This window comes from Halomonas sp. SIMBA_159 (assembly GCF_046536035.1).
GTDB lineage: Bacteria > Pseudomonadota > Gammaproteobacteria > Pseudomonadales > Halomonadaceae > Vreelandella > Vreelandella venusta_A.
In genome coordinates this window covers 28852-53450 of sequence record NZ_JAWJBT010000024.1, presented here as the reverse complement: position 1 = coordinate 53450, position 24599 = coordinate 28852, and the positions used below count along the sequence as shown (strand labels likewise).

The following is a 24599-nucleotide window of genomic DNA, read 5'->3' as shown; positions in this document are numbered from 1 at the left end:
TGATTAACTTGGCGGGTATCGGTGTGATTGGCGTTATCGTTTGGTGGTTTTGGCTCAGTTAGGTGATGGTATAAGACAAGGAGCCATAAAATTAAAACTCATTAAATATACAGTTTGACGTCTTTTAACCAATACCAGTCTGTTGGAGATTGACGCACCCACGTCTCAAACAAATTATCCATCCCCTCTGCATAACATAGCGCCTGCTCTCTTGGAGTTAGTTTAGCGTCTATTGGCAAAGGCGGATGGACTGTCAAAGACATGTTCGCACCCTCAAGCCGAGTCACACACACTGGCACTACCCGTGCTCCATGATTCGCCGCTAGCTTTGCTGCAAGCCATCGATTTCCTTGGGTTAACGGGGACTTACCAAATGCAGGTATCAGGCCTTTTGAGCCTGGTGCGTCAGGCACCATCAGCACTCCTCCACCCTGCTCTAACGTCTTAGACAGTGCACGCATAGGCTGGGCTTGCGACGTTGACACAAACTTCGCCAATGGCATCAGCGTTTGCCTCGATCTCATAGCAAGTTTCATTCTGGTTTCAGTTTCTCGAGGCTCGTATAAAACACACTGAGGTTTTGCCAAACGCCTTAATAAAATAAACACGGTTTCCCAGTTAGCCAAATGAGGCATGACCGTCAAAAAAGGGCCCTCAACGGCATCTAAAATATCTTGATTAATAATGTTCAATGCCGGGTGATCAACCAACTTGGGCAATACTGATATCTCAGCATATACACGCCCCAGCTGCTCTGCATAAGCCTTTAGCAAAAGCCAGCGCTCACTTTCATCTAAACTACGCTCATAGAGAAACTCTAAATTGTGATAAAGCCTCTCTACCCAGAGTGCTCGGCGCTTTAAGGCTTTCTGGGCATAACGCCTTCCTTGGTATGCCCCTAAATCAGATACCAGAGAAACCGGCAGCCCTTGCATGATACCGGCTAACAGACGATCGCTGTCCATAATAGCTTTCATCGATCATCCCCGAGACTTTAGCAGCATTGGGAGTCCACCTTTAGGACGTAGCGTGAGCCGGCATTCGATATCCACGCGGTGCCCTGGTAGTAGCTGTGGTGTGTATTTCTGAGCTAACGCTGCTAAACATAGTACCCCTTCATATAGACCGAAACGCTTGCCTAAACAAACACGATGACCAACACTAAACGGCAGGTATGTAAACTTATCGGGTCGCGGCACTTTAGGTAAAAAGCGTTCCGGTACAAAATGTTCTGGAGCGTCCCATAACTTACGATGCCGATGTAAAAGCCATGGTGAAATCAATAAAACAGCTCCTGTTGTTACTTCCCTATTACGCACTTGACCTTGACCTCGCGCCTGACGGCTCAACATAGGCACGGGGGGATAAAGTCGCATAGCTTCCTCGAACACCGCCATTGTATAGGGGAGCTTTTCAACATCTTCATAACAGGGCTCCCTACCTCCCAGCACTTCGTCCAGCTCAGCCTGGAGCGTTTCCATCACCCGAGGATCATAATCCAAGAGATACCAACACCAAGCGAGTGCATTCGCCGTGGTTTCGTGTCCAGCCATAAACATAACAATGGCTTCATTTCTGACGGCCTTTCGGCCCATAGGACAGCCATCTGCACCGTCCAAGGTTGACATGAAACTGTTAACCAAGCTGTGACGATGCTGTTCAGGAGCGCTTATGGATCGCTCAATAATCCGATCGATCACTTCATGCACCTGATCCGCTGAGTAACGGATGCGTCTTTTTCTTAATGGATTACCCATCAAATTCAAAAAGGGAAGACCTACCATATCAGCAAGTTCTAAATGCTCTGAATGGCGCTGATACTCAGTAAACCCGGCAACCACCTGCTCAGCTTCTTCATCGGTCGTATCATCACCAAAAATAGTACGTCCAATAATTCGTGCTGTTAGATGTGCCATTTCCGTAAGCATATCGATGGGCTCATCTTGTGGATGCTCGGCCCATTGCTCGGCAGTTTCCATAGCGGCATCTGTCATAATAGAACAGAAACCAGGCAACAAATTGTTACTTAAAGAAGGCGCACACTGTTTTCTTCTCTCACGCCATAACTCTCCATCGCTGATAAACAACCCGTCATCAAGCAAAGGGTTTAATGCTTTACGCATTTGCGGGCTTTTTCGATCATAATTATCATGCTCTTCGAGAAAGACTTTGCGAACCGAATCGGGGCTGTTACATAAAACATAATCTTGATTTACAAGTTTCATGTTGGATGTATAAACAGAGTAGTCTCGCTCTCGCCATACTGAGAGCAAGTTATTCTGCGCGCGACGCATTCTTCCTAAAATACCTTGATGTGCCGGAGCCGGCGTCACGGTCACCGGTGGTGGCTGACTTTGAGTCAACTCTAACGCTTCAGCAAGGCGCTGAGAGTCGCATAATAAACTTGCCTTGCTCGGCGCTTTCACAGAGGCTTTCATCAGGGACACGTTCGATTCCTCATTGTAATGATTTGACGTGTAGGCACGCGTATTGGCACTGTTTCTATACTGCTCGAGGCCGTTCAACTCAACCATGCGTTACCCCACCCCTTAACTCACGCCAATATAGCGCCCCGGCTTATGGTTCAGGGCGATAATCAGGTTTAGCGTCAGCGCGCCGAGCACCGAGTAGCCTACGCGGTCTAGGGGTAGCTGGGTTAGGGCGATCAGCAGAATCACGCCATCGATGCCGAGCTGCACATAGCCCGCCCGCAGGCCGTGTTTGTCCTGCAGGTAGAGGGCGAGAATGTTGATACCGCCGAGGCTGGTGCGGTGGCGAAACAGCATCAGCATGCCAATCCCCATTAATGCGCCGCCCATCAGCGCCGCGTAGAGCGAAGGCACGTTGGCAAACTCGACCCACCCTTGCGTGAGTTCGGAGAACAGCGATACCAAGCCGATGGCCGCAAAGGTGCGCAGCGTAAAGCTCCACCCCATGCGTTTGATCGCCAGATAGTAAAAAGGCAGGTTGATAGCGAAAAACCAGATGCCAAACCCCCACCCCGTGACATAGTTCAGCAACAGCGCAAGCCCTGCAGTACTGCCGGTGAGCAGCACCGCGTGGGTGTAAAACGTCACCCCTAGCGCCACAAACAGCGTGCCCAACAGCATAGCCATGATGTCTTCATAGGGCTTGTGGGGGTCTTTAGGCAGGTCTTCCATGCGCATAGGTGCGTCCTTTTTTAGGATTATTAGAGCGGCCGCTTAAACGGCCAAGGACGCGAGGATAGCGGAGAGTATTAAACGGGGCTAGCGTGCTCCACCATCAGTTGTAGTGACTCGCGGCCGCGCCAGCGGTTGCGATTGAGCTTGTAAGCGCAGTGCAGCGTATCGCCCACGCTAAACGAGGGCAGTTCCCCCGGTGTGAGCGCGCGAAACCAAATCGCTTTGCTGGTCACGGCCCCCATGGAGAGCTCCATCATCAGGTGCGAACCTTCTGCACCCACCGGGCGCAGCGCTTCCACAATAAAGCGCCCTTCAAATAACGGCGGGTCGAACTCTCGCCCGTAGGGGCCTAACGTCTCGATTTCCACCAGCGTCGTCAGCGAGAGCTGAGCGGTCGAGAGCTCGCCATCGGTCCACAGACGCGGGTAGAGCGGTGTGTCGCCAAGTTGCTCGCCTACCGCTTGCAAAAACGCGGCTTTGAAAGCCGCTAGCTGCTCCCGTGGCACGCCTACACCTGCGGCACCACTATGCCCCCCAAAGCGCGGCAGCGACTCAGGAGCAAGCTCAAAGGTGCGCTGCAGGGCATCTCTTAGGTGCAGCCCCTCAATGGAGCGGCCGGAGCCGGTGAGCATATTGGGCGCGGCTGCCCGCGTGAGCACCACGGCTGGGCGTCCGTAGGCCTGCACCAGCCGCGAGGCGACGATGCCCTGCACGCCGGGGTGGCCATCTTCCAACAGCACCACGACGGCAGGCTCATTGGCCTCCAAGGCGGGAACGGCGAGCGCCCTCGCCTCCTCGGCCATATCCGCCTCAATCGCCTTGCGGGACTGGTTATCCCGGTCCAGCACTTCGAGTTGACGGTTCGCGACACCGTCGCTCTCTGCCAGCATAAAGTGCAGCGCCGCGTATGGGTCATCTAGCCGCGAACGGGCGTTGATCCTGGGGCCCATCTGAAACGCCAAGGTTTCAGCGTTGAAGGGCACGCTGTCGGCCCCTAACCGCGCTGCCATAGCCCGCCAGCAGGCGGCATCCATACGGTTGATCAGCGTCAAGCCGTAGTTCACCACCGCACGGTTGGCGGGGCTTCCACCCAGCGAGACGCAGTCCGCCACGGTGCCTAACGCCACGAAGGAGAGCCACGGTGAGAGCTTGGGCGTGGCCTCCGGCAGCGCACCCCACTCCACCAAGACGCCGCGGGCGAGCGACATCAGCAGCCACGCCACCATGCAACCTGCAATGGTTTTATCCGGGTAGTGGCAGTCGCTGCGGGTCGGGTTCACGCAGGCATACGCAGAGGGCGGTGGGCCTTCTAACGGCAGCGCGTGGTGGTCGCTGACCACCACATCAATACCCGCCGCCTTTAGGCGCGCAATGCGCGGCTCATCTGAGCTGCCGCAGTCGGCGGTAATCACCAGTGTGGGCAGCGGCTTTAAACTGAGCGTTCGCTCCACCAGCGGCAGGCTGATGCCGTAGCCGTCGTGAATGCGGTGACCAATTAAGCTGTGTAGCTTGTGCTCGGGCACGCCAAATAGCTCGACCAGCGTACGCCGAATGACCACGTGGGAGGTGATGCCGTCCACATCGTAGTCAGTCAGAATACCAATGGACTCGCCTTCAGCGACCGCCTGGGCAATCCGCTCGGCGGCACGGCGACCATCGGCGAGTTGTTCAGGATGCACAAGATAGCGAAGGCTTGGCGACACCAGCGGCGCAAGCTCTCCGGTATAGCCGGGCAGCCGCGATGCCAAGAGCCGCGCCTGTAGCTCGCTCAACCCTTCAGACTGCGCACGCAAATAAACAGCCTCGTCCAGGGGACGAGGCTCTAGGCGGGGCTGGCTACTCTGCTGAGAAAGTGCTGACACCTGGGTCATATCACCTCAGCGGCGGTTGTCAGCAACGAACTGCTGTACCGCGCTCAATTCTGCGGGCAACACCGTGTAGCGCTCTTCACGCTCCAACAGGTCGTCCATGTGGGTCGGCAGCGGCACACCCTGGAAGCCCGCTTTCACTACCGCCTCGGCGAATTTCGCCGGGTGGGCGGTGGCCAGGGTGATCATCGGCGTGGAGGTGTCTACACGCGCCCGCTCGGCCGCTCGATAGCCGGTAGCCGTATGCGGATCAAGAATCTCGCCGGTGCGGTGGTGGGCTTCACGAATCACTTCCAGAATCGTCTCGTCATCGACGCTGTAGCTGGCGAATTTTTCGCGCAGCTTGGCCAGCGGCGCATCGGCAAGTGCGGTGGGCTCTTGCTGGAAGCGCTCCAGCAGTGCTGCCACGGCGGCACCATCACGCTCGTAGGCATCGAACAGCAGGCGCTCAAAGTTGGACGACACGACGATATCCATCGAGGGCGCTAACGTGGCCGCCAGCTCTTTCTTGGAGAAGTCGTTGGCCGCTAGGGTGCGGTGCAGGATGTCGTTGGCATTAGTGGCGATGATGAACTGCTTCACCGGCAGGCCCATCTTGTAGGCCATATAGCCTGCAAACACGTTACCAAAGTTAGCCGACGGAACGCAGAAGCTCACTTCCCGCTGGGGCGCACCGAGAGCAACACCTGAAGCGATGTAGTAAACAATCTGAGCCATGATGCGTGCCCAGTTGATCGAGTTCACCGCCACAAGCCGTGTGCCGTTCAAGAAGTCTTGATTGGCAAAGCTGGCTTTCACCATCGCCTGGGCATCGTCAAAGTTACCTTCAATGGCGATGTTAAAGACGTTATTGGCCAGCACCGAAGTCATCTGGCGGCGCTGCACTTCGGACACCCGGTTATGGGGGTGTAGAATAAAGATATCCAGGTTGTCGCAGTGGCGGCAGCCTTCAATCGCCGCCGAGCCGGTATCCCCGGAGGTTGCCCCCATGATCACCGCGCGCTCGTTGCGCTTCTTCAGGAAGTGATCCAGCAGCCGTCCCAGCAGTTGCAGCGCCACGTCTTTAAACGCCAGCGTCGGGCCGTGGAACTGCTCTAGCAGGAAGTGGCTGGCATCTAACTGCTTAAGCGGCAACACCGCGTCGTGGTTGAACGTGGCGTACGCCTCGGTCACCAAACGGCGGAAGGTCTCGTCGTCGATCTCACCGTTCACGAACGGCTTCATCACCCGAAAGGCGATCTCGGCGTAGGAGAGCCCGGCCATGTCGGCCAGCTCCTCTTTGGAGAACTCAGGCAGCGTTTCCGGCACATAGAGGCCGCCGTCGCTGGCCATACCGGTGAGCACCACCTCTTCGAAAGAGAGCGCGGGCGCTTGCCCACGCGTGCTGATATAGCGCATCGGTTACTCTCCTTCGTCCAGGCTTTCCACGCGAATACGCGTGACGGGGCCTGCGATATCCGCCATGGCTTCGATCTCGCGGATGGCTTCGTTCATCTGCTTCTCTTTGGTGCGGTGCGTCAGCAGAATGATCGGCACCAGCTCGCCTTCAGTGGCTTCTTTTTGGATCAGCGCTTCAATGGAGATGCCCTGCTCGGCCAGAATGGTGGCCACACGGGCCAGCACGCCGGGGCGATCTACTGCCAGCAGGCGCAGGTAGTAGGCCGTGGTGATATCTTCCATCGGCATAATCGGCAGTTGGCTGACGTCTTCGTCAATGCCGCTAAACGCCAGGTAAGGCACACGGTAGTGGTGGTCAGTGGTGATATCGCGCGCCACGTCTAACAGGTCAGCGACCACCGCAGATGCCGTTGGCTCAGCACCCGCACCCGCGCCGTAATACAGCGTCGGGCCGACGGCGTCGCCCATCACCGCAATGGCGTTTTTCACGCCGTGTACATTGGCCAGCAGGCGCTCTTTCGGAATCAGCGTGGGGTGAACGCGCAGCTCAAGGCCTTGATCGGTACGCTTGGAAATACCCAGATGCTTGATGACGTAACCGAGGTTGTCGGCCTGCTCCACGTCTTCGGCGGTGATGCGCGAAATGCCTTCGGTGAAGGCTTTTTCAAACTGCAGCGGCACGCCGTAAGCAATGGAGGCAAGAATGGTCAGCTTGTGGGCCGCATCAATACCTTCCACGTCGAAGGTAGGGTCAGATTCGGCGTAACCCAGCGCCTGCGCTTCAGCCAATACGTCTTCAAAGGCACGGCCTTCGTCACGCATGTGGGTCAGAATATAGTTGCCGGTGCCGTTGATGATGCCAGCCACCCACTCAATGCGGTTGGCACCCAGGCCTTCGCGCAGCGACTTAATCACCGGAATACCGCCAGCGACCGCCGCTTCAAACGCCACGATGACGCCCTTTTCGTGGGCCGCACGGAAAATCTCGTTACCGTGAACGGCGATCAGCGCCTTGTTGGCGGTAACCACGTGCTTGCCGTTGGCAATCGCGGTGAGCACCAGCTCGCGAGCAATGTCGTAACCGCCAATCAGCTCAACCAGCACATCCACATCGGGGTTGTTAGCGACTTCAAACACATCGGTCGTCGCGTTAATGCCGGTAATATCGCAGTCGGGATGAATACTGCGGTGGGCAACCTGCTCAATCACAATCGGGCGGCCTGCGCGGCGGCTAATATCGTCCGCGTTGCGCGTCAATACGTTAAAGGTGCCGCCACCGACAGTGCCTAACCCACAAATGCCTACTCTTACCGGTTTCAAAATACTTCCCCTTTCGTGTTGGGCACCCGCAGGTGCCGCCTCTTAATTCAGTGTCTCAGCGTAATCGTTCGTCACTCAGGTGACGTTATTCATCTTCCAAGCCTAACATGGCAACGAGCCGGTCGGGGGGTACAAACCCAGGCACCATTTGCCCGTCAGGCAGAAGGATGGCGGGGGTACCCTGCACGCCCAGCGCTTGCCCCAGGGCGTACTGGTCAGCCACTGGGTTATCACAGCTTGCGCTCGCGGCAATCGCCTGCCCTTCTTTGGCCTGATTCATCGCCTCGCTGCGATTATCAGAGCACCATACCTGCTGCAAAGTAGTGGCAGCGCCGCTATCCATGCCCGCTCGAGGGAAGGCTAGATAGTGTACCGCAATCCCACGCTCGTTGAGCTCGGGGATGGTTTCATGCAGGCGCTCGCAGTAGGGGCAGGTGGGGTCGGTAAACACCACCACCGTGGCTTTAGGTTCATCGACACCCCGAAAGACCACACGCTCGCTCTCTGGAATCGCCGCCAGCGCCTCTGCACGCTCTTGGTTGCGGGACTGCTCGGTTAAATTCACCAGCCCATTATCCGCATTTTGGTAGAGGTCCCCTACCAAAAAGTGGCTGCCGTCCGCATTCGAATAGAACGACTCACCGCTCTCCAGACGAACGTGATACACCCCTTCCATGGGCGTGACACTTACCTGCTCAACTGGCATTGCCTGACCATTGACCTGTAAATTCTCAGCCAAGCGCTCGGCTACATCATCGGCGTAGGCAAAAGTAGGCAATAAACTGCCTGCTAGTACTAACAAAGGGGCGCAGGATTTCGCAACTGAGGGCATACGTTGACGCATTCTTTGATTAACCTCGCGGATGGTGTTCAGCGTGCAGTTGCTCCAGGCGCGCCTGGGCAACGTGTGTATAAATTTGCGTAGTGGATAGGTCGCTATGACCTAGCAGCAGCTGTACGACCCGCAAATTAGCCCCATGATTCAATAAATGAGTCGCGAAGGCGTGTCGCAGTGTATGTGGCGACAGCGGCCGCGATATGCCTGCGGTGATGGCGTGGGCTTTAATACGGTGCCAAAACGTCTGGCGTGTCATGGCGTTATCGCCTCGCCCAGGGAACAGCGCCGGGCGCGTGGGGTCTTGCATCAACGCCGGGCGCGCTGTTTTTAAGTATTGCGCCAGCCACTCGGCGGCCTCCTCCCCCATGGGCACTAGGCGGTCTTTATCCCCTTTGCCACGCACGCGCACCACCCCCTGGCGCAAGTTGACTGCATCGCCGGTCAGGCCAACAAGCTCAGACACCCGCAGCCCGCAGGCGTAGAGCAGCTCCAGCATAGTGCGGTCACGCACACCCAGCGGCGTGCCCACATCCGGAGCTAGCAGCAGGCGCTCAACCTCCTCTTCCTCCAGCGTATTGGGCAGACTGGGGCGCACTTTGGGTAGCGTCACATTCGCCAGAGGGTCGCTGTCGATATGCCCATAGAGCCGCGCCCAGCGATAAAAACTGCGCAGCGATGATAATACTCTGGCATTGCTGCGCAGCTGATAGCCTTGCTCGCGACGCTGCTCCATCCAAGTGCCAAAACGCTCTGGCGAGGCGGTGAGCAACGTTTCACTGTCGCGCTCAAGCTGCTGCTGCCAGGCGGTTAAATCGCGCCGATAGGCCGCTAGCGTATGGTCGCTGGCCCCTTGCTCTAGCCAAAGAGCATCCAGATAGGCATCAATCACGCTCATAGGCTAACGGTCTCACTAGAAGGCAACAAACAAAAACCCCGCCCCGCAAAGCGGTGACGGGGTTTTCCGTATCCGAGCGCTACGCGCCCGTGAAAAGCGGCTATTAACCCAGCTTTTCTTTGATACGCGCCGACTTACCGCTACGCTCACGCAGGTAGTAAAGTTTGGCTTGACGAACATCACCGCGACGCTTGACTTCGATAGAGTCAACCAGCGGGCTGTAGGTCTGGAAGGTACGCTCAACGCCAACACCGTGGGAGATTTTACGTACGGTGAAAGCGGAGTTCAGGCCGCGGTTACGCTTGCCGATTACCACACCTTCAAATGCCTGCAGACGCTCACGAGTACCTTCTTTTACTTTAACCTGAACGACAATGGTGTCGCCCGGTGCAAAAGCAGGAATCTCTTTGCTCATTTGCTCGGATTCGATCGCCTGGATCACCTTATTCTTGCTGCTCATCTTCATGCTCCTAAATAACGTAATGGCTTGCCACGCAGTTGTGGAAGGGGCAAACCGTGATCCCGGCGCTCGAAGCGAGCCACGCGGGAGTCGTTATGGGTGACACAGGTGCGCAAGCTGCTGCTGTCGCCCTGCACCGCCGCCCTGGTCTACTTTGTCTCTGCTAACTTTGTCTCTGTCAACAAAGCGGACGAGGCGTGTTCCTCGATAAACTCGTCTAACAGCCGCTGCTGATCAGCGGTTAATGTACGTCCTGCCAACAAATCAGGACGACGCTGCCAAGTGCGGCCCAAAGACTGCTTCAACCGCCAGCGCTTGATGGCTGCATGATTACCGCTTAGCAGCACGTCAGGCACATGACGCCCGTCGATCACTTCAGGACGGGTATAGTGCGGACAGTCTAACAAGCCGTCGTTGAACGAGTCTTCGATAGCGGAATCCTGATGGCCCAGCACGCCGGGTATCAGCCTTGCCGCTGCGTCAATCAGCACCATCGCGGGCAGCTCGCCGCCGCTCAGCACATAGTCGCCAATTGACCACTCTTCATCGATGTCACCTTCTACCACCCGCTCGTCGATCCCTTCATAGCGCCCTGCAACCACCACTAAAGGGCCGGCTGAGGCGAGCGCTTGAACCCCTTGCTGATCTAACTTACGCCCTTGGGGCGACAGGTAGATCACTGTTGGCGTTAGCCCAGTTGCCTGCTCGGCACGTTGGCGAGCATCAAAGATAGCAGCCCTCAGGGTGTCTACCTTCATTAGCATTCCGGGGCCGCCGCCATAGGGGCGATCGTCCACGCTGCGGTGGCGGTCAGTGGCGTAATCGCGCGGATTCCAAAACTCTAGCGCAATTCGCTGCTTCTCTATTGAGCGACTAATGACACCCTGCTGGGTAATCGCGTCAAACATTTCGGGAAACAGCGACACTACGCCAATCCACATCGCCGGGGCGTCTGTCGGCTGACTCGCTTGCGCGTCTGTTGCTACCGTTGCATCTGTATCCATCAGTTTATTCAAAGCAGGCTGGCTCATTAAAACTCAGGATCCCAGTCGACTACCATGCGGCGGTCTTCCAGGTTGATATCAACGATCACATCATTGGGCAAGAAAGGTAACAGTCGCTCGCGCTTGTCGATTGCGTCATTGTCACCACGCACCACCATGACATCGTTCGCGCCGGTTTCAAACAGGTAGCTGACCTGCCCTAACCGCTCGCCTGACTGAGTAAAGACACTCATGCCTTCAAGCTCATGCCAGTAGTACTCATCGTCGGAAAGCTCAGGCAGTGACTCTTTCGGCATTAGGATATCCGCTTGCGCCAGCGCTTCGGCTGCCGTTCGGTCATCCACACCTTTTAACTGCACCACCAACCCTTTACCTTGCCGACTCCCCTGAATCACGGTCATGCGCGTGAGGGTTTCCCCTTGGCGCACCCACCATTCGGGGTACTCTAGAATGCTGTCCATGGGGCTGGTATAGGAGTACACCTTTAGCCAACCTTTAATCCCGTGAGGGCTGGTTAGCTTACCAAGCACCACGTGTGTGTCGTCAGTATGGCTAGTTTCAAAACGCGTCATTGACGACCACTCCTGCTACCACAGCATCTATTCTTACGCGATCAACAGGCTTAGGCCTGCTTGCGCGCTTCTTTAACCAGCTCAGCAACACGACCAGACAGCTGGGCGCCTTGGCTCTGCCAGTGAGTTACACGCTCAAGATCAACGCGCAGACGTTCTTCTTGACCACGGGCAACCGGGTTGAAAAAGCCGATACGCTCGATGAAACGACCGTCACGGGCGTTGCGAGAATCGGTAACAGTCAGGTGATAAAAGGGACGCTTTTTGGCGCCACCACGTGCCAAACGAATGGTAACCATACGATAACTATCCTTCGGTTGAGGTTACGAGAGTGTGAAATAACAGATCGTTATCAGAACACTCGTCATACTGTTTTCTTGGCGCGCCGCCTGCTTAAATAAGCCATTGCAGCGCACTATCAGGACCTTCATTTACAGGAATCAGTGGGCGTGCTAACGCACGTTTTGCCAACACCTGAACATGAAGAGGCCGCATTCTACGCAAATGCGCTCGGCTTGGAAAGCCTGACAGCCAGAAAACTCACAGGCCGTCAACCTCACCAAGCGTCTCCAAACGCGATGAACGGTAGCGCTTAACGCCAGGGCAGACCGCCACCGCCGCCCATACCGCCCATGCCACCGGGGCCGCCAGGACCACCGCCGCCGCCCATCATGCCCGACATACCGCGCATCATTTTTTGCATGCCGCCTTTTTGGCCCGCCTTCTTCATCATCTTCTGCATCTGCTTGTGCTGCTTTAACAGACGGTTTAGATCAGGCACCTGCAGACCTGCACCCGCCGCGATACGGCGCTTGCGTGAGCCGTTGATGATATCCGGTTTGCGGCGCTCTTTCGGCGTCATGGAGTTAATCAACGCCTCCAGCTTGCCCAGCTCTTTTTCAGGGCCAGGGCCTTGAGCCATTTCAGCCATTTGGCCCATGCCAGGCAGTTTGCCCAGCAAGCCGCCCATGCCGCCCATTTTCTTGAGCTGCTGAAGCTGGTCGCGGAAGTCTTCAAGATCAAAGCCATCGCCCTTCTTCACCTTACTGGCAAGCTTGGCGGCCTTGTCTTTATCCACCGTGCGCTCGGCTTCTTCGATCAGCGACAGCATGTCGCCCATGCCAAGAATCCGCGACGCGACGCGATCCGGGTGGAACGGCTCCAGGGCGTCGACTTTCTCACCGACCCCCATGAACTTGATCGGCTTACCGGTGACATGGCGAACGGACAGCGCAGCACCGCCTCGGGCATCACCGTCGGCCTTGGTGAGGATCACACCGGTCAGGGGCAGCGCTTCATTAAACGCCTTGGCGGTATTCACCGCGTCCTGGCCGGTCATGGCGTCGACAACAAACAGCGTTTCCTGGGGCGCAATGGCTTTATGCAGCGCCTGGATTTCCGCCATCATCGCTTCATCGATGGCTAGGCGGCCTGCGGTATCCACCAGCACCACATCGTGAAACTGAATCTTGGCGTGCTTGATGGCCGCATTGGCGATATCAACCGGCTTTTGATCAGAGCGGGAGGGGAAAAAGTCGACCTGGACTTCTTTCGCCAAGGTTTCGAGCTGGTCAATCGCTGCCGGGCGATAAACGTCTGCCGAGACCACCAGCACTTTTTTCTTTTCGCGCTCGCGCAGGTAACGGGCCAGCTTGGCCACCGAGGTGGTTTTACCCGCGCCCTGCAAACCCGCCATCAGCACAACGGCAGGAGAGCCTTTTAGGCTCAGGCCTTCATTGGCCTCGCCCATAATCGCTTCCAGCTCTTGCTGGACGATTTTGACGAACTGCTGGCCTGGCGAGAGACTTTTAGAAACCTCTTGCCCCACCGCCCGCTCGCGCACCCGCTCAATAAACGCTTTGACCACTGGCAGCGCTACGTCGGCTTCCAGCAGCGCTTTGCGGACTTCGCGCAGGGTGTCTTTGATATTGTCGTCGGTTAGCCGTGCTTGGCCTTTGATCGACTTCAGCGTCTGGGAAAGACGCTCGCTCAGATTCTGAAACATGGGGCCTCTGCCTCCGTCGCTGTCGCCGGGCGTATTCACCGGACGAATGTGGACGCGATTATACGCGCTCGCGGCGCGAGTCTCCATGGGCGCAAGCGTTGGCGCTCGATGGCTGTGCGACGCCGCCCTGATTGGTTATAGTAGGCAGGCTGCTCTAGAGTGAGCGGAGAATATGCTTAGGTGTCTGACTTCGAGTATCACTACTGGAATGCAAAAGACGCTGTTTTAGCTCTGTTTTTTCTCAACAACGCGCTGCAAGGCGCATGGATAGCATCATGCAGGCGCTCCCGTTCGCCACGATCGCTTTTATTCTCTATGTCGCCGCTGCCATTTGGCAGGGCATGACGCTGTTTCGCCGGGTGCCTCCCCGCCAGGGCATGGTACGGTTGCTGGGTGCACTTGGCCTGCTGCTGCATATTCCGGTGGTCGTACAACTGGTTGGCGCCTCTCCCGGCCTGCTGCCCGGCTTTACGACCAGCGCCACGTTATTAATGGCGGTGGCGGTCAACGTTGTACTGGTGGCGAGCTTATTTAAGCCCATTCTGAACGCAGGCATCGCGCTTTTCCCGCTAGCGGGCATCGCTCTGATTGTCGCTACTTGGCTACCGAGCCAAGGCAGCCACAGCGGCCTAACACCGGGAATTTTGCTACATGCGGTCAGCTCTGCCCTGGCGTTTGCTGTGCTCGCCATTGCTGCCGTGCAAGCGGTGCTGGTGGGATTGCAAAACCAGGCGCTACGCCACCACCATATTCGCGGTATTGTCCAGTCGCTGCCACCGCTGACCACCATGGAGCGAGTGCTGTTTGAGCTGGTATGGGCAGGCATTGTGCTGCTGACACTATCAATTATCAGCGGCTTAATCTTCCTCGATAACCTGTTTGCTCAGCACTTGGTGCACAAGACCGTGCTCTCGCTAGGCGCTTGGATTATTTTCACCACGCTATTGGTCGGGCGCTACCGCTTTGGCTGGCGCGGCATGCGGGCGGTGCGCTGGACGCTAGGTGGCTGCGCGCTTCTGCTGCTGGCCTACTTTGGTAGTAAATTCGTGCTGGAAATTTTGCTTAACCGCTAAGCCTGCGCGCTTGGCAGTTAATGCGTTAGTACGCGCACGCTTGACACACCACTGCCATACTTCTACAAAACGAGCTTAATACGCCATAAAGGAACTTTCGACTTGAGCGACGACTTCCCCCTGGGGTTACTGTTCGGCCTGCTAGCCTTACTCATTTTGCTGTCTGCCTTCTTCTCTAGTTCTGAAACGGGCATGATGTCGATCAACCGCTATCGGTTAAGCCACCAAGCCAACAGCGGCGACCGCCGCGCCAAACGCGTGATGCGACTGCTCACCCGCCCAGACCGCCTGATTGGCGTCATCCTCATCGGCAACAACTTCGTCAATAACCTAGCGGCCTCTATTGCCACGATTATTGCTATTCACTTTTTTGGCGATGTCTCAGGCCCTGCGATCTCCACTGCGCTGCTAACCATTACCATTCTGATTTTTGCGGAAGTGACGCCCAAAACGTACGCCGCGATCAAACCTGAGCGCATCGCCTACCCGACCTCCGTGGCGCTGGAGCCGCTGCTCAAGCTGCTCTACCCCTTGGTGTGGCTGGTTAATGTGATGTCGAACGGACTGCTGCGGCTGGTGGGCGTTAAAAGCGTGGATAACGGCGGCGATAGCCTGACCCGTGACGAGCTGCGCACCGTAGTGCATGAAGCGGGCACGCTGATCCCTTACCGCCACCGGGCCATGCTGCTGTCGATTCTGGATCTTGAGAACGTGACGGTGAACGACATCATGGTGCCCCGCCATGAAGTATTAGGTATCGACCTAGACGACTCGCTGGAAGATATTCTGACCCAGATCCGGACCAGCCAGCACACGCGCTTGCCGGTCTATAAAGGCGATATCAACAATATTATCGGCATGCTGCACCTGCGCAACGCAGCGCGCTTTTTATCACGCAGCGAAGTCACTAAAGCGGCGATTGTTCAAGAGGCACGCGAGCCCTACTTCATCCCAGAATCCACACCGCTGCATACCCAGCTGTTGAATTTTCAAAAGCAGAAGCGCCGCATCGGCATCGTGGTGGATGAGTATGGTGATGTAGAGGGGTTGGTGACGCTGGAAGATATTCTGGAAGAGATTGTGGGTGAGTTCACCACCGACGTTTCCGAAGATGACGAGATTCACCAGCAGGATGACGGCAGCCATGTCATTGAAGGCACGGCGAACATCCGCGAGATCAACAAGATGCTGGGATGGCAGCTGCCCACCGACGGCCCTAAGACGCTGAACGGGTTAATCCTGGAGCACTTGGAAGCCTTCCCAGAAGGCCCTGCCTGCCTGCAAATCGGCAATACGCGAATGGAAATTCTGGAGATTCGCGACAACCTGATTACCTCTGCACGCTGCTGGCAAAAGCTACGCCTGACCCGCCGCTAACGTTTACGGCGCTCTTGGCGGCGGGCGACCTCACTATCGCCCGCTGCTTTTAGCGTCCGCACGCGGCTTTCCAAATAACGCCGCAGCGCCACACCTTCCACTTCATGCACCGCTACCGGCGGGCCAAAGTGCAGGCTGACCGGCGCTCTAAAACGCGAAGGCCACTTCTTGAGCGCTTTGCCGCCGTAGTGGGAAGTCCATGAGCCCCAAAGCCCCGCTAAACCTGCCGGTATGACCGGTACGTTATCCCGGGCAAGAATGGTTTCTAAACCGCGGCGAAAGGTATGGATATCGCCATCGGGCGTTAAACGCCCTTCTGGGAACACCATCACGATATCCCCCTGACGCAGCGCTTTGCTGACTTCATCCAGCGTGCGCCGAAGCGCCCCGGGGCTATGGCGCTCCGACTCAATGGGGATCGCGCCGACTAACTGGAACCACCACTTCAGCCAGCGGGACTCAAAGATGGGTTGATCCATCACAAAGCGCAGCGGCCGTGGGCTTCCACCGCCCAGCACTAGTGCATCCATAAAGCTAACGTGGTTACAGACGACCAGCGCAGCGCCGTGTGCAGGCACATGCTCCTGGCCATGTACCGACAGCCGATAGCAGCCACGCATGGCGACGTAAATAACACGGCGCAGCAAACAGCGCGTTGTGTTGAGACCCCATGTCACGTCACCGCCCCCCGGTGCCGCAACCCGGCCAGTACTGTGCTCATTAGTTGGTCAAGCAGCTCATCCACTTTTAGCTGCTGCCCTTGCCAATAGCCTAGGCGCTCGTTCAACCCCAACTGCACCAAGCCATGCACGCTGCCCCACAGGGTACGGCCAAGACGGCGTGCCTCTAGGTCATCCAGTGCGGGCTGATACTGCTTTAACGAGGTTTCCACCTGCGTGAACAGGGCTTCAATCAGGTCGCTCTGGCGCTGATCTAGCTCCCCTTCCTGGGCGAGGGGATAATCAAATAGCAGCTGCCAGCGGTAGCAATCCTGTTCAGCAAAGTGCCAATAGGCGTTCGCCAAAGAACGCAGCCACGGCTCGGGGTCGTCTGCAGCCAAGCTAGTGATGGTATGCTGCAAACGTGCGAGGGTGTCTACGTTGACGTGCTGCAATAAATTGTTAAAGCTGCCGTAAAGTTTTAGCAGCGTACTGGGCGCGCAGCCCACCTCTCTGGCCAGGGCACGTAGTGATAAACCATGGACTGGCTGCTTAGCCAACCACTCATCACAAGCGTTCATGACCTGCGCGTGGAGGGCATCGGGCGCATGCTGTCTAGGACGGGCCATGGCGATCTCTTCAGGTCAACGGCAAACAGGGAAGAATGCCTCATCGCGCTTTAGCGTGAGCAAGGTATACGATAGGATACCTTACATCGAACACTGTTTTCGACACTAAAACGCGACATTTAACGTATTACTCTTCCCCTCTGCCATTTTGTACCCGTGCCATAGGCATCGCGCATTTAAGGAGACCGGCATGACGGGACGCCTACACGTACAGCGCCTATCGCTCGCCCGCCTTGCGCCCAACCTTGCGAGCACCGAGCCGCTCATCGAATCACCTAATTTAGCACCGCGCCAGCCCGTCTCCGCCTTGCGCCTTGAGCAGGGGCGCATCACGCATAGGCCTCTTTTTTGGGGCCTCACGCCGCCGTGGCTAAAAGTGCTCGATCACGCCCCTCACTGCGCCCGCGCAGAAACGCTCAGTAAAAGGGCAATGTTCAACGAGGCTTTCAGCGCACGGCGCTGCGTGATCCCGGTTACCGGTTTCTATGTATGGAAGCCTCAGGCCCGCAGCAAGCAGCCGTTTCTTGTCACCCAGGTGGAGCGCGCGCCGCTGCTGTTGGGAGCGCTGTGGTGCCGTTACCACACCACGCTCACGACGTTCACTGACTCGACGGCGCTGATCAGCGTGCCCGCCAATGCCTGTTTATCGTCACTGACCGACCGCTTGCCGGTGATCATTCCGCCCGATGCGCTGCCGCACTGGCTAGATCCCCATACCGAGATAGAGACACTCTCACCGCTATTGATGCCTGCCCCATTGGAACTGTTAGGCGCTTTTCCGGTATCAAAGCATGTGAATAACCCTGCCTTTCAGTCCCCTTCTTGCGCGCACCCCGTTGGGCCAATGCTGCGCTGGACCGTGCCACAGGAGTTTTAATGTTGCGAACTACTGACGCCATTCCACCTCGCCTCACGGCGCGGCGTGCCGTTCTTGCCCTCACCATTAGCCTGCTTTGGGTGACCGCCCCCCAAAGCTGGGCAGAGGAGAACCCGATCGCAGACGTGACCACTCCGAAAGTGAGCCCGTTTGATGATCGTGATTACCGCGTTTTAACGCTGGAGAACGGGCTTCAAGCACTGCTGGTCAGCGACCCGGAAGCTGACAAAGCCGCCGCCTCTATGAACGTTCGCGTCGGCAGCGCCCAAGACCCAGACGACCTGCAGGGGCTAGCGCACTTCCTGGAACACATGCTGTTTTTAGGTACCGAGCCCTACCCGCAATCGGATGCCTATCAGCAATATATTTCCGACAACGCAGGCTCTCATAACGCCTTTACGGCCCAGCAGGACACCAACTACTTTTTTGATATTGAGCCTTCAGCGCTGCCCGGCGCACTGGACCGTTTCAGCGAGTTTTTTCTCTCGCCGCTGTTTAACGCCGATCACTTAGAGAGCGAGCGCAACATCGTCCACTCCGAGTACATGGCGCGTATTCGCGATGAATCTCGCCGCGAGAACGATGTGCTAAACCAGTTGCTCAACCCTGACAATCCCACCACAGGGTTTGCGGTGGGCAGCCGAGACACGCTGGCCAACCCGCCTGAAGGCGAGGCAACGCTACGCGAGCGCGTGATCGAGTTTTATCAGCAGCACTACGACGCTAATGTGATGAACCTCGCCATGGTCGCGCCTCAGCCGCTGGACGAACTGGAAGCAATGGTAGTGGAGCGCTTTGCTGCGATTCCCGACCATGATCTGAGCGTACCCACCGTTGACGCACCGCTCATCGACCCAGACACGTTGCCGCGCTACGTTGAGCGCCAATCGCTGCAGGACCGTCGCCAGCTGCGCTTCTATTTCCCGATTCCCGACCCTACCGACGAGTATCGCACCAAGCCCACCCAGCTGATTGCCCACCTATTGGGCGATGAAGGTGACGGCAGCCTGTTGGCGGCACTGCGCAAAGCGGGCTTGGCAGATGGCCTCTCTGCGGGTGCCGGACGCGGCGATGGCAACGAGGCGCTGTTTACGGTCTCTATCAGCCTGACCCCAGCGGGTGCCGAGCGCCTGGACGATATCGAAGCCACGCTGTTTGCCGCTATCGAACAGATTCGCGACGCAGGACTGGCGCAATGGCGCTATGACGAGCAAAAAAGCCTCAGCGAACAGGCCTTTCGTTTCCAGCAGCACGGTGCGCCCCAGCAAGAAGCTACTCGGCTAGCCATGAGCCTCTCCCGTTACCCGGTTGAAGATGTGCAGTACGCCGCGTACCGGATGGACGACATGGATAGCGAGCGCCAGCAGCGCTATTTAGACGCGCTAACGCCCGACAATATGCTTCGCTTTTACTCGGCACCGGATGTCGAGAGTGACACCGTATCGCCATGGTTTCACACCCAGTGGAAAGAGCAGCCGCCCACGGCCGTTGGTCAAGTGCTAAGTGGCTTGGCGCTCCCAGAGCCCAACCCCTTTATTGCCAGCGACTTGACCCTTCAGGCAGGCCAGGATGAGCAGCCTTCCGCACTCATTGAGGCCCCTACCTTCACAGCGTGGCACATGCAGGACAGCCGCTTTAACACCCCAAGCGTTGAGTGGCGGGTGAGCCTGCAGCACCCCAGCTCCAGCTACTCTGCCGAGGAAGCCGTCCTGACTCGCCTGCTGGCCGGCTGGCTCAATGACAGCTTAAACGAGTCGCTCTATCCCGCCTGGATCGCCGGGCAGTCGTTTAGTGCTTATGCTCACGCACGCGGTATGACGTTCTCGTTCTCCGGCTGGCGCGATGGTCAAACGCCACTGATTGAGCAAGCCCTGGAGCAGCTTCAGCAAGCGGATATTTCTTCTGGGGCGTTTGAGCGCGTGCGCTATCAGCTCCAGCGGGAGTGGCGTAATGCGCCTCAGGCTTCACTGACCGGACAAGCCAGCCGCACCCTGGGCGAAGCCCTGCTGACGCCACAGTGGTCGACCACGGAGCTACTGGAAGCCAGTCAGCGGCTTGAGAAAGAACACTTGGAGAACTTCCGTCAGCGTTTCTTAAGCGGGCTCTATGTCGATGCGATGGCTGTGGGCAACCTGACGGCTGAACAGGCACGCGACCAGGCAAACCTCATCCGTGGCACGCTCACGCCGCGTTTGACCCGTGACGATATCCCGGCTCTTGAGCCGCTGGAAGTGAGCGAAGAGCCTACCGTACTGCATCCGCATAGCACCCGCGAAGAGTCGCTGGTGCTGCGCTACTTGCAGGGCCGCGACACCAGCGCTGAAGAGCAAGCGCGCTTAAGCGTGCTGGCTCAGTGGTTGGACACGCCGTTCTACCAGCAGCTACGCACTGAAGAGCAGCTTGGCTATATCGTCAACGCGGGTTACTCACCGCTACTAGAAGCCCCAGGCATCGGTTTAATTGTGCAGTCGCCGGACGTGGACAGTAGCACCATTGCCGAGCGGATGGATGCCTTTATGGATGCTGCTCAAGAGCGCCTGAGTGCGCTGACGGATGACGAGCTCGCAGCACACCGTCAGGCAGTGTATGAGCGTTTACGCCAGCGAGACACCAGCCTGCAGGGCATGGCAAACCGCTACTGGCAAGCCACCGCCCTGGATGAAGTACGCTTTGACCGTCGTGAACAGATCGCAAACCTTGCGCTTGAGGTAAGCGCTGAAGAGCTACAGGCGCTGTGGCCTACGCTCCTGTCACACCAGCTAGATATTCGCTTTAACCCCGGTGACTCGCCCAGCGATATCGCTACCTACCGGGAAGCGCGCACGCCCTTTGACGCGCGCTAGTCCCACCGCCCGCTCAGGCGTCAAACGCCTGGGCGGGCATCATCGCTTCAACAAACATCACCAGCTCTTCAAGAATTTGTCGCTCACGATCTGAAAGCGACGCCTGATTATAGCGCTCGATTTCCCGTGCAAATGCCTTGAGCGTAAAACCCGATAGCGCCGGGTCATTAATGCGCATCCAGCGAAACGCCTCCCACTGCTCTCGCTCTTCGCCCTCTAACGTGTCGGGATAGCTGCGGGCACGGAAACGAAACAGCATCTCCTCCAAACGCGGGTCTTGGAAGGCGAAGCGCTGGCCCACTAAGTCCCAAGGCTCCATCGCCAATACGCGCTCCATCTGCTGGCGATCAGCAGCGGAGAAAAAGCTGCCGGAATAGAGCATTAAATCCGGGTCTTGAGGCGACTCTTCGTAGCCGCCGTTAAATACTTCAGCCACCTTCTGCGCCACACCGCTGGCCTCGCGCAGCGTTTTCCAGTGCCCACGGCACGCCGCAATATCGATATCTAGCCGCGCTACCAAGGCGCCGTACTCGCCCTTATGTTCGCCCTCCACGTCCTTCAACACCGTCGCGGGAAACACCACCGGACAGCGGTTGATATGAATCACTTTGAGCGGAATCCGCGTTTCGCCTTCCGCCAAATCCTGATGGCTCACAAATACCCGCTCACGGATCTGCTCGGCGCTGAGCGAGAGCAAGTCGCTTGGGTCGACGCTTAAATCATAAACAATCACCCCATTGGGGTTGGTGGGGTGTTCTGCCAGCGGCATGACTAAGGCACTGCAGCCACGGCTTGCAGGGTAGCGGCGAGAAATATGCAGTAACGGCTTGGCACTGGGCAGATCTAACTGGTTAGACACCGCTCGTTTACCGCGAAGGCCCAGCAGGTAATCGAACAGTTTGGGGTTACGCGCTTTGAGCAGCCGCGCCAGCGCAATCGTTGCGCGTACATCCGCTACGGCGTCGTGTGCGCCTTCATGGGCAATGCCGTTGGCGGCGGTCAGGTGCTCCAGTTTAAAGCTGGGGGCTCCGTCCTCCCGCAGTGGCCACTCGATGCCCTCAGGGCGCAGCGCATAAAACGCCCGTACCACGTCAATTAAATCCCAGCGGGAGTTGCCGTTTTGCCATTCGCGGGCATAGGGGTCGAGCAGGTTGCGGTAAAACAGATGGCGGGAGACTTCATCATCAAAACGCAGGCTGTTGTAGCCTGCCACGCAGGTACCGGGCTCACTCATGGCACGCTGCACTTGGCGGGCGAACTCCGCTTCCGGCAACCCTTTACGCTGTGCTTTTTGCGGCGTAATACCGGTAATCAAACACGCCGCTGGGTGCGGCAAGTAGTCGTCAGCAGGTTTGCAATAAAGCTCAATGGGGTCGCCGATTTCGTTCAGGTCGGCATCGGTGCGTAATGCAGCAAACTGAGCGGGCCGATCGCGACGCGGATCGGCACCAAAGGTCTCATAATCGTGCCAGAGAAAACTGGCAGGGGCGGCATTCGGTGGCGCCATGGATGCAAACTCCCTTGAGCGTGGCCCACCCATGTGCCGAGGCATCATCCGCTGGATGGGAACAAAAGCTCAAGACTAGCACACCCGTAGCGCTTCCCGCCGCCCCTCTAAGCGCTCGTGAACGTTTAGCTTTTGGGCAGCGTGACGTTCAGTTCTAACACCGAGCAGTTATCTTCGCTATCCAGCGAAATTTGAATGGCGTCGTCATCCACGTGCACATAACGACGGATCACTTCGAGCAGTTCGCGCTCAAGCAGCGGCATGTAGTCAGGCTGACCACGCTGGCTTCGCTGATGCGCCACGATGATTTGTAACCGTTCTTTGGCCACCGAGGCGGATTTCTTGCGCTCACGCTTCAAGAACTCCAGCAGTTTCATCGACGACTACCCCCAAACATCCTGCTCAGCAACCCTTTACGCTGCATTTCATGGAAGCGCAGCGGCATCTCTTCGCCCAGCAGGCGAGATACTGTATCGGTATAGGCTTGGCCTGCATCGCTGGAGCCATCATGCGTGACCGGCACCCCTTGGTTCGACGCACGCAACACCGCTTCGGACTCAGGGATCAAGCCCAGCAGGTCGATCGCCAAGATCTCACGGATATCGTCCAAGGTCAGCATATCGCCTGACGTAACGCGGGCTGGGTTATAGCGGGTAATCAGCAGGTGCTCTTTCACCGGCTCTAAGCCCTGCTCGGCACGCTGCGTTTTCGAGCCTAAGAGCCCCAAAATACGGTCAGAGTCACGTACGGAAGAGACTTCCGGGTTGGTGACCACAATCGCTTCATCGGCGTAATACATGGCCAACTGCGCGCCACGCTCAATCCCGGCTGGGGAATCACATAAGATGTAGTCAAAGTCGCCTTTCAGCTGTTCCAGGATCTTTTCTACGCCCTCTTGGGTGAGTGCGTCTTTGTCCCGGGTCTGCGAAGCAGGCAAAATGAACAGGTTTTCAACGCGCTTGTCGCGGATGAGCGCTTGGTTCAGGCCAGCCTCACCCTGAATAACGTTAACAAGGTCGTACACCACTCGACGCTCGCAGCCCATAATCAAATCTAGGTTGCGCAGCCCCACGTCGAAATCAATGACAACCGTTTTTTTGCCACGCAACGCAAGTCCTGTCGAAATCGCTGCGGCGCTAGTGGTTTTACCGACCCCCCCTTTACCTGAGGTCACAACTATAATTTTGGCCAAGAGTCACTTCCTTCTTGAAGTCGTTCATTACGGGCGCGATCGCGTTGCGCTGCCCGCATAACGGGAACATCAATGTCATAAAAACAGCATACTGTAACGGATCGCAGCCTTGGCGTCGCTAGGCATGAAGCACTAACTGTTACTCAGTCGTGTGGCTTATCCAAGCGGCTTAATGTCTAACTGCTCTTTGATAAAATGAACCTCTGCAGCTCGCCCCAAAAGCTGCGAGTCGATATCTTCCAGACGCTTGTAATTACCCGCAACAGAAAGAAGCTCGGCTTCTAATTCGCGGCAATAAATCCCAGCGTTGGTATTGCCGTGAATACCCGCGAGCGCGCGCCCGCGCAGCGCGCCGTAAACATGAATGCTGCCTGCCGCAAGCACTTCAGCCCCTGCGTTCACCGCGCCAATCACAATTAAGTCACCTTCTGCCGCGCTCACCTGCTGGCCTGAACGCACGGTCCCCCGATAAAGCCGTGTTGCAGCAACTTCTGAGACAGCCGACGCATCAACGTCCTCGTCTGGCTCAACGAACGGAGCCACGCTTTCCAGCGCGCGTGCACGGCCTTCTTCTACCGGTGCAAACCAGCCAAGCCCTAACGCCCACGCCGACTGACGGATAGGCTCGGCACCTCCGCGCACGGCCACAGGCAACAGCTTATGGTCACGACAAACCGCGCAGATTCGCTCTAAGGCGAGGTGTGGCTCATCGAGTTTTTCCACGCTAAGCACAACGGGTGTATGCTGAAAGAACGCGGGAGATTGCGACAGTTTGCCAGCAAGCTGCCGCCGGATACGCTCCGGATCAGCGCTCGTCAACTCCATGACGGTCATCGGCAGCATGCCGCCCTTGAAGGTAAAGGCTACGTCGGCACTGTTGGCGTTGAGGCTCATGGCCGAACTCCATGTCATGTTCAG

General features: G+C 57.2%; 23 protein-coding genes. 4 read left to right on the top strand and 19 right to left on the bottom strand.

The annotated features are described in order from the left end of the window. Positions 1-101 precede the first annotated feature (101 nt). The 13 genes from R0J87_RS15420 to ffh all read right to left on the bottom strand — a co-directional run bounded on the left by R0J87_RS15420 (position 102) and on the right by ffh (position 13524). Entirely contained in the window at positions 102-977 is an 876-nt protein-coding gene (locus tag R0J87_RS15420; protein ID WP_498887228.1) for a lysophospholipid acyltransferase family protein, read from the bottom strand. Positions 978-980: 3 nt separating this feature from the next. After that, on the bottom strand, positions 981-2438 hold the full coding sequence (locus tag R0J87_RS15415; protein ID WP_498887253.1) for a cytochrome P450: 1458 nt from the start codon (positions 2436-2438) through the stop codon (positions 981-983). A gap of 111 nt (positions 2439-2549) precedes the next feature. After that, positions 2550-3167: a YitT family protein gene (locus tag R0J87_RS15410; protein WP_188637518.1), complete on the bottom strand. Its 618-nt coding sequence runs from the start codon at positions 3165-3167 to the stop codon at positions 2550-2552. Between the two features lie 71 nt (positions 3168-3238). After that, on the bottom strand, positions 3239-5035 hold the full coding sequence (locus R0J87_RS15405; RefSeq protein ID WP_498887226.1) for a single-stranded-DNA-specific exonuclease RecJ: 1797 nt from the start codon (positions 5033-5035) through the stop codon (positions 3239-3241). A 6-nt stretch (positions 5036-5041) separates the two neighbouring features. Then, positions 5042-6430 carry a threonine synthase gene (gene thrC, locus R0J87_RS15400; protein WP_498887224.1) on the bottom strand — a complete coding sequence of 463 codons (1389 nt, stop codon included), beginning with the start codon at positions 6428-6430 and terminating at the stop codon, positions 5042-5044. Positions 6431-6433: 3 nt separating this feature from the next. Beyond that, complete coding sequence (locus tag R0J87_RS15395; protein WP_188637515.1) at positions 6434-7750, bottom strand: homoserine dehydrogenase; 1317 nt, start codon at positions 7748-7750, stop codon at positions 6434-6436. Positions 7751-7835: 85 nt separating this feature from the next. Beyond that, on the bottom strand, positions 7836-8582 hold the full coding sequence (locus tag R0J87_RS15390) for a DsbC family protein (RefSeq protein ID WP_498887221.1): 747 nt from the start codon (positions 8580-8582) through the stop codon (positions 7836-7838). Positions 8583-8601: 19 nt separating this feature from the next. Next, complete coding sequence (gene xerD / locus R0J87_RS15385; protein ID WP_498887220.1) at positions 8602-9483, bottom strand: site-specific tyrosine recombinase XerD; 882 nt, start codon at positions 9481-9483, stop codon at positions 8602-8604. 103 nt (positions 9484-9586) lie between these two features. Continuing rightward, on the bottom strand, positions 9587-9943 hold the full coding sequence (gene rplS / locus R0J87_RS15380) for a 50S ribosomal protein L19 (RefSeq protein ID WP_404344674.1): 357 nt from the start codon (positions 9941-9943) through the stop codon (positions 9587-9589). Between the two features lie 149 nt (positions 9944-10092). Beyond that, entirely contained in the window at positions 10093-10884 is a 792-nt protein-coding gene (trmD, locus tag R0J87_RS15375; protein ID WP_498887251.1) for a tRNA (guanosine(37)-N1)-methyltransferase TrmD, read from the bottom strand. 89 nt (positions 10885-10973) lie between these two features. After that, positions 10974-11519, bottom strand: a complete 546-nt coding sequence (gene rimM / locus R0J87_RS15370; protein ID WP_311063556.1) for a ribosome maturation factor RimM — start codon at positions 11517-11519, stop codon at positions 10974-10976. Positions 11520-11569: 50 nt separating this feature from the next. Next, positions 11570-11818 (bottom strand): 30S ribosomal protein S16, encoded by a 249-nt coding sequence (rpsP, locus tag R0J87_RS15365; RefSeq protein ID WP_009724081.1) that lies wholly within the window; start codon positions 11816-11818, stop codon positions 11570-11572. A 293-nt stretch (positions 11819-12111) separates the two neighbouring features. Further along, positions 12112-13524: a signal recognition particle protein gene (gene ffh, locus R0J87_RS15360; RefSeq protein WP_188637510.1), complete on the bottom strand. Its 1413-nt coding sequence runs from the start codon at positions 13522-13524 to the stop codon at positions 12112-12114. Between the two features lie 275 nt (positions 13525-13799). Between ffh and R0J87_RS15355 the strand changes: the two genes are divergently transcribed. Together R0J87_RS15355 and R0J87_RS15350 are read left to right on the top strand one after the other, a co-directional pair. After that, positions 13800-14597 carry a cytochrome C assembly family protein gene (locus R0J87_RS15355; RefSeq protein WP_404344672.1) on the top strand — a complete coding sequence of 266 codons (798 nt, stop codon included), beginning with the start codon at positions 13800-13802 and terminating at the stop codon, positions 14595-14597. Positions 14598-14699: 102 nt separating this feature from the next. Continuing rightward, positions 14700-15974: an HlyC/CorC family transporter gene (locus tag R0J87_RS15350; protein WP_404464964.1), complete on the top strand. Its 1275-nt coding sequence runs from the start codon at positions 14700-14702 to the stop codon at positions 15972-15974. Here R0J87_RS15350 and R0J87_RS15345 read toward each other — a convergent pair. Continuing rightward, entirely contained in the window at positions 15971-16594 is a 624-nt protein-coding gene (locus tag R0J87_RS15345) for a 1-acyl-sn-glycerol-3-phosphate acyltransferase (RefSeq protein WP_404345966.1), read from the bottom strand. The two genes, R0J87_RS15350 and R0J87_RS15345, sit on opposite strands and share 4 nt — an antisense overlap. Positions 16595-16647: 53 nt before the next feature. Beyond that, complete coding sequence (locus R0J87_RS15340; RefSeq protein WP_498887216.1) at positions 16648-17262, bottom strand: TetR/AcrR family transcriptional regulator; 615 nt, start codon at positions 17260-17262, stop codon at positions 16648-16650. A gap of 190 nt (positions 17263-17452) precedes the next feature. On the opposite strand from R0J87_RS15340, the gene R0J87_RS15335 reads away from it, so the two are divergent. Together R0J87_RS15335 and R0J87_RS15330 are read left to right on the top strand one after the other, a co-directional pair. Further along, positions 17453-18139 carry an SOS response-associated peptidase gene (locus R0J87_RS15335; protein WP_498887214.1) on the top strand — a complete coding sequence of 229 codons (687 nt, stop codon included), beginning with the start codon at positions 17453-17455 and terminating at the stop codon, positions 18137-18139. Next, entirely contained in the window at positions 18139-20982 is a 2844-nt protein-coding gene (locus R0J87_RS15330; RefSeq protein ID WP_498887212.1) for an insulinase family protein, read from the top strand. Before R0J87_RS15335 ends, R0J87_RS15330 begins: the two co-directional genes overlap by 1 nt. A gap of 13 nt (positions 20983-20995) precedes the next feature. Here R0J87_RS15330 and sbcB read toward each other — a convergent pair whose 3' ends face one another. The 4 genes from sbcB to minC all read right to left on the bottom strand — a co-directional run bounded on the left by sbcB (position 20996) and on the right by minC (position 24575). After that, on the bottom strand, positions 20996-22489 hold the full coding sequence (gene sbcB / locus R0J87_RS15325; protein ID WP_498887210.1) for an exodeoxyribonuclease I: 1494 nt from the start codon (positions 22487-22489) through the stop codon (positions 20996-20998). 125 nt (positions 22490-22614) lie between these two features. Continuing rightward, positions 22615-22866, bottom strand: coding sequence for a cell division topological specificity factor MinE (minE, locus tag R0J87_RS15320; RefSeq protein ID WP_016915987.1), 252 nt, complete (start codon positions 22864-22866; stop codon positions 22615-22617). Beyond that, complete coding sequence (minD, locus tag R0J87_RS15315; protein WP_404344667.1) at positions 22863-23681, bottom strand: septum site-determining protein MinD; 819 nt, start codon at positions 23679-23681, stop codon at positions 22863-22865. The genes minE and minD overlap by 4 nt, the downstream gene beginning before the upstream one ends. 156 nt (positions 23682-23837) lie before the next feature. Beyond that, the gene (gene minC, locus R0J87_RS15310) at positions 23838-24575 is read right to left on the bottom strand and encodes a septum site-determining protein MinC (RefSeq protein WP_498887207.1); all 738 of its coding nucleotides are present in this window, start codon (positions 24573-24575) and stop codon (positions 23838-23840) included. Between the last annotated feature and the right edge of the window lie 24 nt (positions 24576-24599).